14 protein-coding genes are annotated in these 16,276 nt (G+C 70.0%); 4 read left to right on the top strand and 10 right to left on the bottom strand.

The features are described from left to right. Positions 1-50: 50 nt before the first annotated feature. The gene (locus tag ACGFSB_RS35435; RefSeq protein ID WP_393408313.1) at positions 51-755 is read left to right on the top strand and encodes a response regulator transcription factor; all 705 of its coding nucleotides are present in this window, start codon (positions 51-53) and stop codon (positions 753-755) included. Then, a complete protein-coding gene (locus tag ACGFSB_RS35440) occupies positions 752-2,137 on the top strand; it encodes a sensor histidine kinase (RefSeq protein WP_393408130.1) in 1,386 nt (461 codons plus the stop codon). Before ACGFSB_RS35435 ends, ACGFSB_RS35440 begins: the two co-directional genes overlap by 4 nt. A gap of 9 nt (positions 2,138-2,146) precedes the next feature. Here the strand turns inward: ACGFSB_RS35440 and ACGFSB_RS35445 are convergent, their stop codons facing one another. The 5 genes from ACGFSB_RS35445 to ACGFSB_RS35465 all read right to left on the bottom strand — a co-directional run bounded on the left by ACGFSB_RS35445 (position 2,147) and on the right by ACGFSB_RS35465 (position 7,435). After that, the gene (locus ACGFSB_RS35445; RefSeq protein WP_393408133.1) at positions 2,147-3,238 is read right to left on the bottom strand and encodes an alpha/beta fold hydrolase; all 1,092 of its coding nucleotides are present in this window, start codon (positions 3,236-3,238) and stop codon (positions 2,147-2,149) included. 179 nt (positions 3,239-3,417) lie between these two features. After that, the gene (locus ACGFSB_RS35450) at positions 3,418-5,118 is read right to left on the bottom strand and encodes a methylmalonyl-CoA mutase (RefSeq protein ID WP_393408136.1); all 1,701 of its coding nucleotides are present in this window, start codon (positions 5,116-5,118) and stop codon (positions 3,418-3,420) included. A gap of 83 nt (positions 5,119-5,201) precedes the next feature. Then, on the bottom strand, positions 5,202-5,534 hold the full coding sequence (locus ACGFSB_RS35455) for a DUF3817 domain-containing protein (RefSeq protein ID WP_393408138.1): 333 nt from the start codon (positions 5,532-5,534) through the stop codon (positions 5,202-5,204). 67 nt (positions 5,535-5,601) lie between these two features. Beyond that, on the bottom strand, positions 5,602-6,111 hold the full coding sequence (locus tag ACGFSB_RS35460; RefSeq protein ID WP_393408140.1) for a MarR family winged helix-turn-helix transcriptional regulator: 510 nt from the start codon (positions 6,109-6,111) through the stop codon (positions 5,602-5,604). Positions 6,112-6,121: 10 nt separating this feature from the next. After that, positions 6,122-7,435: an MFS transporter gene (locus ACGFSB_RS35465; RefSeq protein WP_393408142.1), complete on the bottom strand. Its 1,314-nt coding sequence runs from the start codon at positions 7,433-7,435 to the stop codon at positions 6,122-6,124. Between the two features lie 73 nt (positions 7,436-7,508). Here ACGFSB_RS35465 and ACGFSB_RS35470 point away from each other — a divergent pair, with 73 nt between their 5' ends. Next, a complete protein-coding gene (locus ACGFSB_RS35470) occupies positions 7,509-8,495 on the top strand; it encodes a DUF5937 family protein (RefSeq protein ID WP_393408144.1) in 987 nt (328 codons plus the stop codon). A 101-nt stretch (positions 8,496-8,596) separates the two neighbouring features. After that, on the top strand, positions 8,597-9,637 hold the full coding sequence (locus tag ACGFSB_RS35475) for a glycoside hydrolase family 6 protein (RefSeq protein ID WP_393408147.1): 1,041 nt from the start codon (positions 8,597-8,599) through the stop codon (positions 9,635-9,637). 44 nt (positions 9,638-9,681) lie between these two features. On the opposite strand, the gene ACGFSB_RS35480 is transcribed toward ACGFSB_RS35475, so the two are convergent. The 5 genes from ACGFSB_RS35480 to ACGFSB_RS35500 form a co-directional block, all read right to left on the bottom strand. Beyond that, complete coding sequence (locus ACGFSB_RS35480) at positions 9,682-11,640, bottom strand: galactose oxidase-like domain-containing protein (protein ID WP_393408315.1); 1,959 nt, start codon at positions 11,638-11,640, stop codon at positions 9,682-9,684. A gap of 24 nt (positions 11,641-11,664) precedes the next feature. Then, positions 11,665-13,497 (bottom strand): glycosyltransferase family 2 protein, encoded by a 1,833-nt coding sequence (locus ACGFSB_RS35485; RefSeq protein WP_393408150.1) that lies wholly within the window; start codon positions 13,495-13,497, stop codon positions 11,665-11,667. A 747-nt stretch (positions 13,498-14,244) separates the two neighbouring features. Continuing rightward, on the bottom strand, positions 14,245-14,877 hold the full coding sequence (locus tag ACGFSB_RS35490) for a TetR/AcrR family transcriptional regulator (RefSeq protein WP_393408153.1): 633 nt from the start codon (positions 14,875-14,877) through the stop codon (positions 14,245-14,247). Continuing rightward, a complete protein-coding gene (locus ACGFSB_RS35495) occupies positions 14,874-15,557 on the bottom strand; it encodes a DUF4166 domain-containing protein (RefSeq protein WP_393408155.1) in 684 nt (227 codons plus the stop codon). Before ACGFSB_RS35495 ends, ACGFSB_RS35490 begins: the two co-directional genes overlap by 4 nt. Next, a complete protein-coding gene (locus tag ACGFSB_RS35500; RefSeq protein WP_393408158.1) occupies positions 15,554-16,249 on the bottom strand; it encodes a hypothetical protein in 696 nt (231 codons plus the stop codon). The genes ACGFSB_RS35495 and ACGFSB_RS35500 overlap by 4 nt, the downstream gene beginning before the upstream one ends. Positions 16,250-16,276 lie beyond the last annotated feature (27 nt).

Here is a 16,276-nt window from a genome sequence, read left to right on the forward strand (position 1 = left end):
ATGAGATCTCCGAGCTCCACCCGGCAGGCCTCCAGCACGGCGGGCCCGGCATGACCGCACCCCCCGCCGCCAAGGTCCTCGTCGTGGACGACGATCCCGAGGTCCGCGCGGCGGTAGAGGACGCCCTCACGATCGAGGGCCACCTCGTCCGCGGCGCCCCCGACGGGCAGCGGGCACTCACCGCGGTGGCCCGCTGGGAGCCGGACCTCGTGGTCCTGGACGTGCTGATGCCCGTCATGGACGGCCTCGCCGTCTGCCGGCAGATGCGCGCGCTCGGCGACCGCACCCCCGTCCTCGTCCTCACCGCCCTCGGCTCCGTCAGCGAACGCGTCGACGGCCTCGACGCGGGCGCCGACGACTACCTGGTGAAGCCCTTCGCCCTCGACGAGCTCGTCGCCCGCGTCCGCGCCCTCCTGCGCCGCGCGACGCCGGAACAGCCCGCCACCGCGCACGGCGACGACCTCGCGTACGCCGATCTCGTCCTGGACCCGTCGACCCGCACCGGCCACCGCGGCCACCGCGCGGTCGAGTTCAGCCGCACCGAGTCCGCCCTGCTCGAACTGCTCCTGCGCAACGCGGGACAGGTGCTGCCCCGCGAGATCATCCAGGAGGCGGTCTGGGGGCGTGACTTCGGCCCTGACTCCAACTCCCTTGCCGTGTACGTCGGTTACCTGCGCCGCAAACTGGAGTCGGACGGCGAGCCACGCCTCGTGCACACCGTGCACGGCATCGGCTACCGGCTCGGCAGCCCATGAGCGCCCGCCGCAGGCTCGGCACCCGGTGGCTCCGCCGCCGCCCGCTGCGCACCCGGCTCGCGGTGGCCGCGGCGGCGGCCGTCGCGCTGGTCGCGGTCGGGGTGTGCGTGGCCGCGTTCCTCGTCATCCGCTTCAAGCTGTACCAGCAGCTCGACCAGAACCTCGCCCAGTCGGCGACCCTCATCGCCCAGCAGCGGAACTACGACCCCGAGCCCGGCGTCGTCACCGGCGAATGCCGTTTCATGGGCGCCCCCGCCTGCTCACAGATCGTCCCCGCCGACCCGGCGAACGATCCGGCGAAGCCCTATCTGCTCCCCGTCACCGAGTCCACCCGGAAAGTCGCGGGCGGCCGGGCGGCGCCGTACTACACGAGCCTCACGCTGCACGGGAAGCCCACCCGGATGTACACCACCCACTACGGCAAGGGAGACGCCGTACAGGTCGCCCTGCGCGCCGACATCGCGGAGCGCGGCGTACGGCAGGCGGCCTCGCTCCTGTCCGCCGTGGGTGGCGCCGGAGTGCTCCTCTCGGGGCTCGGCGGCTACTGGGTCTCCCGCACCGGCCTCGCCCCGGTCGCCCGCCTCACCGCCACGGCGGAGCGCATCGCCGCGACCCGTGACGCCCGCCACCGCATCGAGCTGCCGCCGGGGCCGCCGGGCCGCGAGGACGAGGTGACCCGCCTGGCCGCCGCGTTCAACGCGATGCTCGCCGAGCTGGAGGAGTCGGTCACCGCGCGGCGCCGCCTGGTCGCCGACGCCTCGCACGAGCTGCGTACGCCGCTGACCGCGCTGCGCACGAACGCCGAACTCCTCGCCCGCGCCGACCGGTTGACCGATGCCCAGCGCGAACGGGCGTCCGGCGCCCTCGGCCGTCAGCTGCGCGAAGTCACCGGCATGGTCAACGACTTGATCGAGCTGGCCAGGGACGAGGAGCCGCAGCCCCTCCTGGAGGAGGTGCGGCTCGCTCCCCTGGTCGCCCATGTCGTGGACGCGGCGCGCGGCCACTGGCCGCAGGTGCCCTTCACGCTCCAGGTGGCACGAGAAGCGGCGGACCTGAGCATCCCCGGCGTTCCCGCGCGCCTCTCACGCCTCGTCACCAACCTCCTGGACAACGCGGCCAAGTTCAGCCCGCCGGTCGCACCCGTGGAGATCTCGCTCAACCCCACCGGCCTGACGGTCCGCGATCACGGCCCCGGCATCGCGGACGAGGACCTCCCACACGTCTTCGACCGCTTCTACCGCGCCGAGAAGGCCCGCGCCCTGCCGGGCTCGGGCCTCGGCCTCGCGATGGCCCGCCAGATCGCCCACGCACACGGCGCGGAGCTCTCGGCGGAGAGCGCGCCGGGCGGGGGCGCGCTGTTCAGGCTGACACTGCCCGGCTAGTCGCTCCGGCTAGTTGTTCTTCCAGGCACAGCTGCCCAGGGTGGCCTTGCCCTTGGCGACGAGCTGGTCGGCCTCGTCCGCGGGGAGCACGCGCGTGTGCTTGCCGCGGCAGATGACCGTGCGGTCACCGTGTCCGGCCAGGTCGACCAGGATCTGGTCCCAGTGGCGGTACTGCACGTCGTGCCCGGAGTCGGCGTACGTCCGCACCTTCGCCTTGCCCGGCAACGCGTCCTGCCAGGTCTTGAGGGTCGCGGGCGGCACCGTCGTGTCCTTCTTGCCGCCGTAGAGATAAACCGGGGCGTCGAGCTTCGAGAGATCAGGACCCGGCCGCCCGCAGTACAGCTTCTGCTCGTGCACCTGCGGCGCGGGGTCCGCCTGCTGGCCGCGCTGGTTGTAGGTGCGAGCGCCTTCCTCGTACGCCGTGTCGGCGAAGCCCGGTATCGACTTCACGGGGCTGTCGTCCGGGAAGGCCCACCACTTGCGCGGGTCCCGGATGGAGTCCTTCACGGTGCCGGCGAGCTCGTCGTCGGACATCGAGCAGTACGCGGGCTTCGTGCCGTAGGGCGGCAGGGCCGCCGCGAGGTGTAGGGCCGAGATCCGCCCGGGGGCGCGCCCCGCGAGCTCCGCCGCGTACGGACCACCGCCGGAGATCGCGATCACGCTCACGTCGTCCACGCCGAGCTTGTCGAGGACTTCGAGGGTGTCGTCGGCGAAGTCCGCCTTGCCGAGCTTCTCGTCGTACTCCGTGTCACCGAAGCCGTTGCGCTCGACGGAGATAAGACGCAGACTGAGGTCCTCGCGGGTCGTACGGAAGAAGTCCGTCATGTGCGCGGCACGAGCGCTCGTGCCGGTGCCGCCTATGAAGAGGACGGGCTTGCCCTTCTTGTTCCCCGTGTCGGAGTAGTGAGCGGTCCGACCGTTCGAGAGCTTCGCCGCGTGCACGGCGGGGCCGAGCGAGTCGAAGGTGTCCTGGACCTTCGGCTCGGGCGCCGGGCTCGCGTTCACTTCACCGGAGCCGAACACCGCCAGCGCACCGAGAAGCGTGAGCGTCGCGGCTCCGATGGCGATCACAGCGGTACGAGTGGGACCGGGCAGGCTCATGGGTGACACAGGGTGACTCCAGGGGCAGGACGAACTGACGCGAGCGCGCACCTACCCAGCTACTTGCATCTGACACCCACAACTTTCCGCCGGGCTCCAAGAGGGCCCTGAAGGGGCGCGGGGAACTGCGCGACCAGCCACGACGGCCCGCAGCTCCCCACACACCCAAAGACCCGGAACTAGAACCCCGGCGGCTCGGTGTAGATCCCCCACTCGCCCCGCAGGGCATTGCAGATCTCCCCGAGGGTCGCCTCCCCGCGGACCGCCTCCAGCATGGGGGCGATCATGTTGGACCCGTCGCGGGCAGCGACAAGCATGGCGTCGAGCGAGGCCCGCACCCGCGCATCGTCCCGCGCCACCTTGCGCGCGCCGAGGACCTTGACCTGCTCCCGCTCCACCTCGTGAGAGACCCGCAGGATCTCCAGGTCACCGGTGACGGAACCATGGTGGACGTTGACGCCCACGACCCGCTTGTCGCCCTTCTCCAGGGACTGCTGGTACTGGAACGCCGACTCGGCGATCTCGCCGGTGAACCAGCCGTCCTCGATCCCCCTGAGGATCCCGGACGTGATCGGGCCGATCGGGTGCTCCCCGCGCGGATGCGCCCTGCGCCCCCGCTCCTTGATCTGATCGAAGATCTTCTCGGCCTCGGCCTCGATGCGGTCGGTGAGCTGCTCGACGTACCAGGAGCCGCCCAGCGGGTCCGCCACATTGGCGACGCCGGTCTCCTCCATGAGCACCTGCTGCGTGCGCAGCGCGATCTCGGCGGCCTGCTCGCTGGGCAGCGCGAGGGTCTCGTCGAGGGCGTTCGTGTGCAGGGAGTTCGTGCCGCCGAGGACCGCGGAGAGCGCCTCGACAGCGGTGCGTACGACGTTGTTGTAGGGCTGCTGGGCGGTGAGCGAGACGCCCGCCGTCTGCGTGTGGAAGCGCAGCCACTGGGCCTTGTCGGTCTGCGCGCCGTACACGTCACGCATCCAGCGGGCCCAGATGCGGCGCGCGGCACGGAACTTGGCGATCTCCTCGAAGAAGTCCAGGTGCGCGTCGAAGAAGAAGCTGAGGCCGGGCGCGAAGACGTCCACGTCCATGCCGCGCGAGAGGCCGAGCTCCACGTAACCGAAGCCGTCCGCGAGGGTGTACGCCAGCTCCTGCGCGGCCGTCGCGCCCGCCTCGCGGATGTGATAGCCGGAGACCGACAGGGGCTTGTACGCGGGGATGTCGCGCGCGCAGTGCTCCATCAGGTCGCCGATCAGGCGCAGATGCGGCTCGGGCTGGAAGAGCCACTCCTTCTGCGCGATGTACTCCTTGAAGATGTCCGTCTGGAGCGTGCCGTTCAGGACGGCCGGGTCGACGCCCTGCCGCTCGGCGGCGACGAGATACATACAGAAGACGGGGACGGCGGGTCCGGAGATCGTCATCGACGTCGTGACGTCACCGAGCGGGATGTCCTTGAAGAGGACCTCCATGTCGGCGGCCGAGTCGATGGCGACCCCGCAGTGTCCGACCTCACCGAGGGCTTGGGGCTCGTCGGAGTCCCGTCCCATCAGGGTCGGCATGTCGAAGGCCACGGAGAGGCCGCCGCCGCCGGCGGCCAGGATCATCTTGTAGCGCTCGTTCGTCTGCTCGGCGTTGCCGAAGCCGGCGAACTGGCGGATGGTCCAGGTGCGGCCGCGGTAGCCGGTGGGGTGGAGTCCGCGGGTGAAGGGGTATTCGCCGGGCCATCCGATCCGCTCGAACCCCTCATAGGCGTCCCCGGGCCGCGGCCCGTAGACGGGCTCGACCGGGTCGCCGGAGAGCGTGGTGAAATCCGCGTCGCGCTTCTTCGCGGTGTCGTACCGGGCCTGCCAGCGACGGCGGCCCTCCTCGATGGCGTCAGCGTCCATACCTTTGAATTTACTAGGACGTCCTAGTAAATGTCGAGGCCGACCGCCACGGACGTGTCCGTGGCGGCATTTCGAGGCGGCGGTTACGCCTTCGCGGTGACCGGGGAGCCGTCGGTGATCAGCGGCTCGACCTCACGCACGACCTTGCGCTCGACAAAGAAGGCGGCTGTCGGGATGGTGCCGGAGACGAGCACCCACAAGAGCTTCCCGAACGGCCACTTCGCCTTGGAGCCCAGGTCGAAGGCGAAGATCAGGTAGATGATGTAGAGGACGCCGTGGATCTGGGAGACGACCAGCGTCAGGCCCTCGCCCTTGTCGAAGCCGTACTTGAAAATCATGCAGGTGCACAGCACGAGCAACATGACGGCGGTGACATAGGCCATCACCCGGTATCGGGTCAGCACGCTTCGCTTCATGCCTACGAGCGTATCGGCCTGATTTGCGCGATCTTCCGGCGGCCCCGGCCGACCGGAACTCGAGGTTCTACTGCTCGTCGAAATCCTCCGCCGCCACCCGCAACGGCCGCAGCATCGCGAAGATCTCCGCGCACTCCTCGGCGTCGTACACCCCGAGTCCGAAGTCCATGGCCATCAGCTCGCGGGTGGCCGCCTCCACGACCTCGCGGCCCTTCTCCGTGATGGAGGCGAGGGTGCCGCGCCCGTCGTTCGGGTTGGGGCGCTTGTCGACGAGGCCGGACCTGACCAGGCGGTCGACGGTGTTGGTGACGGACGTGGGGTGGACCATCAACCGCTCGCCGATCTTGGACATCGGCAACTCGCCCGCCTGCGAGAACGTGAGGAGGACAAGCGCCTCGTAACGCGCGAAGGTCAGTCCGTACGGCTTGACGACCGCGTCGACCTCGGCGAGCAGGATCTGGTGCGCCCGCATGATCGAGGTGATCGCGCCCATGGCCGGTACGGATCCCCAGCGCTGCTTCCAGAGTTCGTCGGCGCGGGCGATGGGATCGAAGGGGAGGCTGAGCGGCTTCGGCACGCCAAAGACCTTACCCGCCGGTCACATGGTGGTCAGCCCCGTCTCGCAATTCGGTCGCCCGTTCCCGTACGCCGACGGGTTCACCGCCGGTCGTGCGGTGCCGGCGGGTGGCGCGGACCTCTGCCGCCAGGGCCGCGCAGCAGACCGTGCCGAGCACGCCCGCCGCCGTGACGACGGTGCTCACCGCGAAGAACTCCGCCGCGAGTCCGGCAAGGGCCATCCCGACCCCCTGGATCGTCATGAGCCCCGCCGTGTGCACGGTCATCGCCCGCCCGCGCAGCGCTTCCGGCACGGCGTCGACGAACCACCGGTCGAGGCCCAGGGTGTACGCGGATCCGGCACCGGCGAGCGCGAGGGCGAGCATCGCGGGGAGGAGGCCCGGGGTGACGGCGTACACGGTGAGCGGCAGGAGTGTGAGCGAGGCGAGCGGCAGGACGATGCGGGCCCGGGTGGTGGCACTGAGCGCGGACCCGGCGTACAGCTCCCCCGCGATCGTGCCGACCGGCAGCGCGCACATCAGAAGGCCTACGCCCGCGACGCCGACGCCGATCTCGTCGGCATAGGGGGCGGCGAGCGCCTCCGGGGCGACCATGAACATCGGGGGTGCCCAGAGAAGCAGCAGCAGCGCTCTGATCCTGCGGTCGCCGAGGACCTGCCGTGCGCCGCTGAGGGAGTACTTCATGAGCGCGGAACCGTCGCTCCCGCGCGCGGGGCGGCGTTTCGTCCCGTACCGCAGCAGCAGCGCCGACGCGACGAACGTACACATGGTGATGAGCAGCGCCCCGCGCGGCGGGACGACGGTGAGCAGTACGCCGCCGAGCCCGAACCCGACGAGTACGGAGCTCTGCGAGACGATCCGGAGCAGGGACCGCCCGAGGACGAACAGGTCGCCGTCCCCGAGGATGTCGGTGAGGGTCGCCATCCGCGTCCCGTTGAACACGGGCGACACGACAGCGATGGCGCACCGCAGCGCGAGCAGCCCGAAGACGGGCGTGGCGGGCAGCGCCATGAGTGCCGCGCACCCGGCGCACAGGACATCGCAGGCGACGAGTACGCGCCGGGGCGGGTAGCGGTCGGCGATGCCGGACAGCAGGGCCCCGCCCACGAGGTAGGGCAGCATCCCCAGGGCGAAGGTGAGGGCGCTGAGCAGCGGCGACCCGGTAAGCCCGTACACGAGCACGGTGAGCGCGACCTCGCTGACGACGATGCCGAGCAGGGAGAAGGCGTACGCGAGGAAGACGGCACGGAACTCGCGGATCTTGAAGAGGCGGAGGTAGCCAGTCGATTCGGGGGCGCACGCTTCGGAGATGGGCTCGTCAGACATGTCCGCACCGTGCACGCGCGCGTGCCCGTCGCCCTAGAGTTTCGGCTCCAGGCGAATCGAGGGGGGTGAGTCCGTGTCGAACCGGTTGCGTTTCGGGCCCGACGATCTCTTGCGGTGCCGGTTCGCCGTCTCGCCGCTGTGGGAGACGCAGGAAGCCGTGCGCACCCTGAAGCGGCCCGACCGGCACGGCTACCACCCGCAGTGGCTGCGGCGGATACGCGGGGCGAGCGCCGGGCTCGAACTCGGGGCGCTGTGGCTCCTCATGCCGCAGCGCGGCTACAGCCCCGACTTCATCGGTCCTCCCCCCATCGGCCCCGCCGCCACCTTCGAGGAGGAGATCGCGGCCGTGCGCGCCGCCGACCCCGAAGCCGCGCGGGGCGAGCTGACGCGAGCGCTTGCCTGCACCTCGGGAGCCGCCGAGTCGCCGCAGGGGCGCGCGCTGCTCGCCGATCCGGAGCGCGCCGTGCGGGAGCTCGCCGATGCCATGGAAGCCGCCTGGCACACCCTCGTCGAGCCGGACTGGCCCCGGCTCCGCGCGCTCCTGGAGGCGGACGTCGCCTTCCACTCACGGCGGCTCGCGGAGGTCGGCCTCGGCGCGCTGGTCGCCGAGCTCGACCCGAGGTTCGCCTGGGACGCGGGGACGCTGACCGTCGCGCGGGCGGCCGACCATGCGCGGGATCTGGCCGGGCAGGGCCTCGTCCTGATGCCCAGCGTCTTCGCCTGGCCCGACGTGGTGGGCGGCCACGACCCGCCGTGGCAGCCGACCCTGGTCTATCCGGCCCGTGGCCTTGCCGGACTCTGGACCGAGCCGAGCGAACGCACCTCCGAGGCGCTCGTACGGCTCCTGGGGCGGGGCAGGGCGACCGTCCTTGCCACGCTCACCGACCCGGCCACCACATCGGCCCTCGCGCATCGCCTGGAGCTCGCCCCGTCGTCCGTCTCCGCGCATCTGAGCGCGCTGCGGGGCGCGGGTCTTCTGGTCTCGCGGCGGTACGGGCATCAGGTGCTGTACGAACGCACCCCGCTCGGGATCGCGCTGGCCAGTGGCGGCGGTATCTGACGGGTCCGGTCCAGTGTCGTGATCGCCGGCCCGGTGTCGTAACCGTACGTGATTCGCGCGTTATGTAACGATTGCCGCCCATCGTCGCCCAAGGGGGCTGGATGCACCGCCTGCTCCGTACGTTCACGGCACTCACGGCCCTCGCGGCCTTCGGGCTCACGGCAGGCTGCTCGTCCGGCTCCGGCGGCAAGGGCAAGGGGAACAAGGAGAACGCCGCCGTCGAGTCCGGTGCCTCGCCCGATGGCGCCAAGAAGGCCCAGCAGAGCGCCTTCTGGGTCGACCCGGAGAGCGCCGCCGCCCGGCAGGTCAAGCAGTGGGAGCAGGAAGGCCGCACCCGGGACGCCGACGCCCTCAAGCGGATCTCCGAGCAGCCCATGGCCGTGTGGCCCGCCGGGGACGATCCGGCGCCGGACATCAAGGCCGCGACCGAGGGCGCCGCACAGAGCGGGCGCACCGCCGTGCTCGTCGCGTACAACATCCCCCACCGCGACTGCGGCCAGCACTCGGCGGGCGGCGCGCACAGCGCGGACTTCTACCGGCAGTGGATCGACAAGTTCGCGGGCACCATCGGCGAAAGACCGGCCCTCGTCATCCTGGAGCCGGACGCGATCCCGCACATCGCGGACGGCTGCACCCCCGCCCAGTACCACGCCGAGCGCTTCTCGTTGCTCTCCGAAGCGATCGAGCGGCTCAAGCGGCAGCCCCGCGTGAAGGTCTATCTGGACGCGGGCAACCCGGGCTGGATCACCCAGGCGGACAAGCTCGCCGAGCCACTGGAGCAGGCGGGGATCGACCGGGCCGACGGCTTCTCTCTGAATGTCTCCAACTTCCAGAGCGACGAGACGATCAAGGCGTACGGCCGCAGCCTGTCGGGGATCGTCGGCGGCAAGCACTTCGTGATGGACACCAGCCGCAACGGGAAGGGCCCGCTCGCCGGTGACCGTCAAGACGCCTGGTGCAATCCGCCGGGACGCGGCCTCGGCACGCGCCCCACGGACAACACGGGTGACCCTCTCCTTGACGCCGCGCTGTGGATCAAGCGGCCCGGCGACTCGGACGGACCGTGCCGTGGCGGCCCGGCGGCGGGTCGCTGGTGGCCCGACTACGCACTCGGTCTCGCGCGCAACGCCAAGGCCGCCTGACCGCAGGTCGAATGCCGAATGCCGAATGCCGTAAGCGGATCCGGCTACTCCACGTGGATCCACTTCGCCTCTGACGACGTGCCGTCCTGGTCCGTCACGAACAGCATGTACCAGCCCGGCGGCACCAGCGCGGTGTCGCCCTTGGGCACGTCGACCGTCACCGAACCCTTGCCCTTGGTGAGGCCAAGCGCGATCGACCGCTGTTCGACGTCCGTCGTGTGCGTCACCGCGCTCGGACGCATCAGACGGGCCGACGCGATCTTCGACGCGTCACCCGTACGGAACGTCGCGCGGCCGTCCGCCGCCAGCTTCTCCGGTCCGTCGCCGATGACCGGGCGGTTCTCCCCCGCCTTGTGCAGCGTGGGCGGTGTGAAGACCTCCATGCGCTGCTCGAAGTGGCCGAGCTTGGTGTTCTCGTGGTTGTCGAAGAGGGGGTCCGAGCCGAAGGTGACGACGCGTCCGTCGGGCAGGAGCAGCGCTTCGGAGTGGTAGTTGCGGCCCACCTTGGGAGACGCTGCGTCGCGGAAGGCGTTCGTCTTGGGGTCGTAGAACTGCGCCTTGTGGATGTTGCTGGCGCCCCGGCCTCGGTAGTCCTTGGAGCCGTTGGCCGTGAACACCGAGTCGTCCGGCATCAGCACGCTGTTCAAATAGCGTGTCCCCTGCGGGAGTTCGGGCCCGGTCCGGAAGGAGGGGTTGTCCTCCTTGAGGTCGACCACGGCCGTGCGCCGGGTCGCCTTGTCGGACTCGCCGACGCCTCCGCCGCCCAGGATCATCACCTTCTGGTCCTGCGCCGGGGGCAGCAGGACGGAGGCGGACGTCTCGGTCTGGTCGAGGTCGACGAGGCCGGGGATCTTCTTGAACTTGTTCGTCTTCAGGTCCCACAGGCCGGGGTCACGGCCCTTGTCGGCGGGGCCGTAGCCCGCGTTCGACGCCGGGTAGAAGAGCTTTCCGCCCTTGGTGAGGAAGAGCGCGGGGTAGGTCGGGAAGTAGCGCTGGGGACCGTCGGTCCACTTCTTCGTCTTCGGGTCGTAGATCTCGTTGTCGCCCGGATCGATCATGCCTACGTCGTCGAGGCCGGAGACCGCGAGCACCTTGCCATCGTCGAGACCGACCAGCGTGGGATACCAGCGGGCCTTGTCCATCGGCTCCACCGGGATGTACTTCTCGGCCTTCGGGTCGAACTCGTAGGCCGCCTTGATCCCCTGGAAGTCCTGCTTGTCCAAGGTGATCTTCTCGGCGATCCCGTACGCGTTGTCCGCGTCCTTGCCGGTCAGGCCCTCGATCTCGTACTGCGCGGCCTTCTCCGTGACGAACTGCTTGCCCTTCTGGGCGGCTTCCACGAAGACGCGCGTCTCGCTCGGCTTGATGGTCGTCTTCCAGGGCTGCATCACACCGGACTTGGAGTACGTGATCTTGAAGTCCCGCTTGGCCTTGGGGACTTCGGCCTTGAACTTGCTCACGTACTCGACGCCCGAAGGAGAGCGGAAACGGGTGCCCTTCTTAAGGACGATGGCCTTGTCGGGGTTCTCGTTCTTGACGCGCATACCGCCGCCGGCCCGGTCGATCTCGTCGTCGAGGAGTTCGTAGCGCGCCGTTCCGCCCGCCACCAGGAGGCGTCCGTCGGGAAGTTGGGCGTGGCCCGAGCAGAAGAAGTCCTCCGGGGTCCTGACCTTCTTGAAGGTGTCCGTCTTCGGGTCCCAGAGGATCGTGTCGAACGACCCCGCGTCGAACTTCTTCTGCTCGTTGCCGGAGCCCGCGACGATCAGGACCTTGCCGGTGTGCAGGAGCGCGGCGTGGATGGCATTGGTGCGGAACTCCTCGGGGATGCCGATCTGCTTCCAGGAGCCGTACTTCGCCTTGTATCCGGGCTGGGCGATCTTGTAGGCCTCGTACTTCTCCTCGGCGAAGGAGAGTGCGGCCGGTGCGTTGAGTCCTACGAGCAGTGCGCCCGCGCCGACGCCGAGGAGCGTCTTCCTGGTGCGCTTCGAGGGCCGGTAGGCCAGCTTCGAGGGCCGGTGAGCCATGGGTCAGTTCCCTCCTGTCGTCGTACCGGTGGCGAACGCCGGCTCCGGCTCGCCGTCCGCGCCGTGGGCGCCGTGGGCGCCTGCGGCTGTGACGCCTGTGATGCCCATGCTTTCCGCGTCTTCCCTGCCGAGGTGTCGCGCCGTGTGACGTGTCGCCCTGCGGGCCTTGCGCTCCTTGAACTGCGTGCCGCCCCAGATCGCTATCGGGGCCAGCGAGATGACCATCGCCAGTACGGTCCAGGTGCGCATCGCCACGTGGGTGTGGCCGAGCACGAACGAGGCGATGAATGAACTGGTGAGGACCGCCGCCCAGAAGAGGTGGATGCGGAAAGTGAGGACCCGGTCCGGGCTCGCGTCGCCGCCCTTGGGCGTCACCACGAAGCGGCTCGGGCGGCGCAGGACGGCGGCGCCGAGGGACTTGGCGTAGATGGGGGCCGAGAGCGCGGACATCGCCATGCCCGCGAGGCCGCCGGAGCCCTCCGGTTCGTGCGGGGAGACGTTGTGGCGGCGGTTCCAGAGATAGAGGCAGATCTGGAGCGCTGCCGCGTCGCTGTAGAGCATCAGCCAGACCGACGCGGCGACCTGGGTGCCGGACGCGCCGAACCAGAGGAAGAGGACACAGCTCAGCACGCCGAGCAGCCAGTTGACCGCCGTCATCGGGTAGTAGACGAGCATCATCGTGTACGAGAAGAGCCGTCCTGGCGGCATCGTGAACGGCGCCTTCCAGTACTGCTTGAACAGCGTCTCGTACGTGCCGCGCGACCAGCGCATCTGCTGGGTGAAGAAGTCCGTCCAGGAGGCGGGGCCCTCGCCTACGGCCAGTACGTCCGGGGTGTAGACGGACCGCCAGTGGTGGTGGGTGACGGGGTTCTTGTGGCGGTGCAGCTCGAAGCCGGTCGCCATGTCCTCGGTGATCGAGTCGTACAGGCCGCCGATCTGGCGGAGTGCGGAGATACGTACGACGTTGTTGGTGCCTACGAACATGGGGGCGCGGTAGCGGTTGCCGGCGCGCTGGATCAGGGCGTGGAAGAGGAACTGCTGGGACTCGGCGGCTTTGGTGACGGGGGTGTCGTAGTTGCCGTACACCTGGGGCCCGACGACGAAGGCGACGTCTTCGTCCCGGAAATACCCCATCATCCGCTCGAGGAACTTGGGGAGCGGAACGTGGTCGGTGTCCACGGAGGCGAAGAAGTCGTAGTCGCTGCCGTGCATCGCGAGCCAGGCGTTGTAGTTGCCGTGCTTGGTGCGGGCCTTGTGGACACCCTTCTCGCGGTTCCACTCGGGGACGCCGTTACGGGTGAAGTGGCGTACGCCCAGCTCTGTGCAGAGTGCCTTCGCGCCTTCGTCGTCGCCCTCGTCCAGGAGCCAGACGTCGAGGGGGCCCGTGTGGTGTATCCGCGTGGCCCCTTCGAGAGTGGCGCGGACCATGCTGAGGGGTTCCTTGCCGGGGACGTACGTCGTGAGGAACGCGACGCGGGAGCCGGGCTCGGGGGTGACCGGTATCGGGTCCCTCGCCACCATCGTCGCGTGGGCGATCGAGATGACGTTGACGAGCATGAAGAGCTCGATCAGGCCGATGGCCACGAGCATCGTGATGTCGAGGCCGATGAGCCAGCGGTCGGCTCCCTCGCGCTTTGTCCAGTGGGTCGGCCAGACGAGGTAGACCAGGAGGAGGCCGGTGAGGACGGGCGCGAGCGTCATGAGGATGACGGCCCTTATTCGGTGCGGCTCCTGGGCGAGGAGCTTGTTGTACTGCACTCGGTAGCCCGGTTCCGGCTCGGTCAGCGGTCCGGCGAGTGTGCTGTGGGATTCGTAGTCGTAGCCCTCCGGCCGCACAGCGCCCTCCAGGTTCTGGTGGTCCGACAGGTTCGGGGACGAACAAGCCGGTAACCACACAAAAGTGGAGTTTCCCCGGCGTGTCGAACCGGGTGCGTCCGTGTGAGCGGTTTTGGGGTGTGCGGTTTGGTTGGAGTTGCGGGGTGGGGGGGCCTGTGCGGGTGCGTGGGTGGGGGGGACCTCTGCGGCTGCGTGGGTGGGGAGGCCTGCGCGGGTGCGTGGGTGGGGAGGCCTGCGCGGGTGCGTGGGTGGGGAGGCCTGTGCGGGTGCGTGGGTGGGGAGGCCTGCGGCGCCTGTGGCTCGTTGGGTGGGGGTTGGCGACGCGGCATCGGTTCGTCGGTGGCAGCGGGGCCGCGCCGGTATGTCCGTCCTCGCCATCACGGTCTGGGCGCGTGGGTGCTGCGGCACCGGAGTTCTGGGAACCGTGCTCCGGGCGGAAATACCGACACGACCCCGCGCGAGCGCTGCCGACAGCAGGTGCATCGCGGCCAAGCCCGGACGGCCGGGGCGTGTTCGCAACTCTGCCGCCGAGTTCACCACCCCACCCGCCCACGCCATACTGCCCGCTACCCACCCACCCGGCGTACGACCCACCCGCCCCCCCCTCAATCACTGCGGGGCAATCGGGCGGGTGGGCGGGAAAGCATGTTCGGTGCAGGCAAGGCTGCGGGGGAATCGGGCGGGTGGGCGGGAAAGGCTTGTTCGGTAGGGCTGGTTGCCGGGGGCGAGGCCCCCGGCAGAGGGACCTCAGGGGCGCGTGACCCGCCGTAGGCGGTGGCGCATGGCCCGCTGGGCCAGGGGGCCCAGGTCCTCCACCACCGTTACCAGGACGGCCAGTTGCTCCAGGGCGTCCAGCGCCCTGTTCGCACCGGGGGCATCGACCCCCTCGTACAGTTCTATGCCTACGAAGGACGCCGCCACCGCACGGGCCAGCCCCGCCGGATCGGCGAACTCGCCCAGCGGTGTCGATGAGAAGACACGGATCAGGACCTTTTCGATCTCCTCGATCCAGAGGGCGAGGCCCGCAGCCGTCGCGGGGGCGAGGCGGGGCTGCGTCTGCGCTCCGGCCAGGAGCTGGCCGAGGACGGCGACATGCCCCGCCGCCCGCTCCTCCTCGTGCATCTCGCGGCCGAACTCCAGGAGTTCGGCCAGCGAGGAGACCGCGTCGAGCCGCTCCCGGTAGCGGGACACCCGCTGCTCCGACCCGTAGCGACATGCCTCCGCCAGCAACTCGTCGACCGACCCGAAGTGGTAGAAGACCAGCGCCTGGTTGACCCCGGCGGCAGCCGCGATCGTCCGCGCGGACGTCTTGGCGATGCCCTGCTCCGTGAGGGTGCGCAGGGCCCCTTCGAGGAGCTTTTGCTTCGTATCGGCGCTCACGCGCGTGCCTCCTCGCGCCGCGGGCGCAGCCCTGCCCTGACGCCGCAGGTGCGCACGTCCGCGTATGTGGTGGTGAAAGTGCCCTCGTAGCCGAAGAGCGGCCCGAAGTGCCTGTTCACCACCCGGACTTGGATACGGAAGCGGCCTGTCGAGTCGTCGTACGACTCCCGCACCTCCGCGTCACCGCCGATCAGTTCCGGGACGCGTACATCCACCGGGCCCTCCCGGAACCGGTGCTCCCCGGAGCGGATCAGCAGGGAGCCGTCCGGTTCGGCCTGGAGGTGGAGGTCGCTCGCCAGGTGCTGGTGGGTGCCCAGGTAGTCGAGGATCCGGTCCCCCTGAGGGCCGAGGACCATCTGGGCGTCGAAGCGGCGGGAGCGGCCGGGCAGGTCGAAGGTGCGCACGAAGCTCACCGTCTCACGGCCGAACGTGTCGGCGTACGGCACGTTCTCGATGGTGAAGGGGACGTCGCGTCCGGCACGTGGGACGAGGATGTTGCGGGTGCCACCGAGGGACAGGAAGGGCTTCACGAAACCCCTGCCGTGCCAGATGCGGTCCATGACGCCCCTGCCCGTGCACGCCTCCCCGCTGCCGAGACCTACGGAGAAGCGCCGTTGGAGCTGGGGGTGCAGGCGGTCGAAGTCCGCGCCCATCACCGTGCGGAAGATCGACGGCTTCATGACTGCTCCTGGAGGGTCGTCAGCAGGCGCGGCGCACGCGCGCGTGCCGGTGGCGTTCGCAGGCAGCGGCGCGCCGCCGGCGTCGTCGGCAGGGGCGGCAGGAGGAAGGCGAGTGCCACCGCCGCCAGCGTCAGCATCGGCGCGGTGAGGAACGCCGCGATCACGCAGCCGACGCGGAAGGCCACCTCGGCCAGGCCGTGCAGCAGCTGGCGTTCGGGGGTGATTCCCCGTTCGAGCCAGAGCCGGAGGCGGTCGAAGGACCAGGCCGTCGCCCAGCCCATCAGGGGGCGGAAGAGCAGCCGGTCGGCCAGCGCGCCGAAGCGGCCCCAGCGCGGCCGGTAGTCGTAGCCGGTGACGAAGCGGATGCCGCCGTCCGGGGTGGGGACGTAACGCCAGTAGCCCGAGCCCTCCTGGAGGAGCGACAGCGGGTGTGGGGAAGCGAAGCGCAGTGCCGATGTCCGCGTGCCGTCGGCTCGGCGCTTCTCGCCTGCGGAGATGCCGGTGCCCGCGATCGTGAGGAAGGGCAGCACGCGCGTGCCGTACCGGAAGCGCTGCGGCTCGCCCGGCACCTGCGGCAGATAGTCGATCTCGGTGAAGCGCAGGTCCCAACGCTGATGCCGGGACGGGTCCTGGGTGCGGGCCCAGAGCTCTTCGAGGTCGGCTTCTATGCGTGCTTCGACGTACAGGCTCACGACATACCCCCATGTCAGTACGTTTTT

Source organism: Streptomyces sp. NPDC048441, from assembly GCF_043200235.1.
GTDB lineage: Bacteria > Actinomycetota > Actinomycetes > Streptomycetales > Streptomycetaceae > Streptomyces.

Coding starts and splice junctions, on each gene's coding strand:
- ACGFSB_RS35475 (WP_393408147.1), top strand. CDS start 8,597: ATGCACCGCCTGCTCCGTACGTTCACGGCACTCACGGCCCTCGCGGCC.
- ACGFSB_RS35440 (WP_393408130.1), top strand. CDS start 752: ATGAGCGCCCGCCGCAGGCTCGGCACCCGGTGGCTCCGCCGCCGCCCG.
- ACGFSB_RS35495 (WP_393408155.1), bottom strand. CDS start 15,557: ATGAAGCCGTCGATCTTCCGCACGGTGATGGGCGCGGACTTCGACCGC.
- ACGFSB_RS35435 (WP_393408313.1), top strand. CDS start 51: ATGACCGCACCCCCCGCCGCCAAGGTCCTCGTCGTGGACGACGATCCC.
- ACGFSB_RS35445 (WP_393408133.1), bottom strand. CDS start 3,238: ATGAGCCTGCCCGGTCCCACTCGTACCGCTGTGATCGCCATCGGAGCC.
- ACGFSB_RS35450 (WP_393408136.1), bottom strand. CDS start 5,118: ATGGACGCTGACGCCATCGAGGAGGGCCGCCGTCGCTGGCAGGCCCGG.
- ACGFSB_RS35455 (WP_393408138.1), bottom strand. CDS start 5,534: ATGAAGCGAAGCGTGCTGACCCGATACCGGGTGATGGCCTATGTCACC.
- ACGFSB_RS35465 (WP_393408142.1), bottom strand. CDS start 7,435: ATGTCTGACGAGCCCATCTCCGAAGCGTGCGCCCCCGAATCGACTGGC.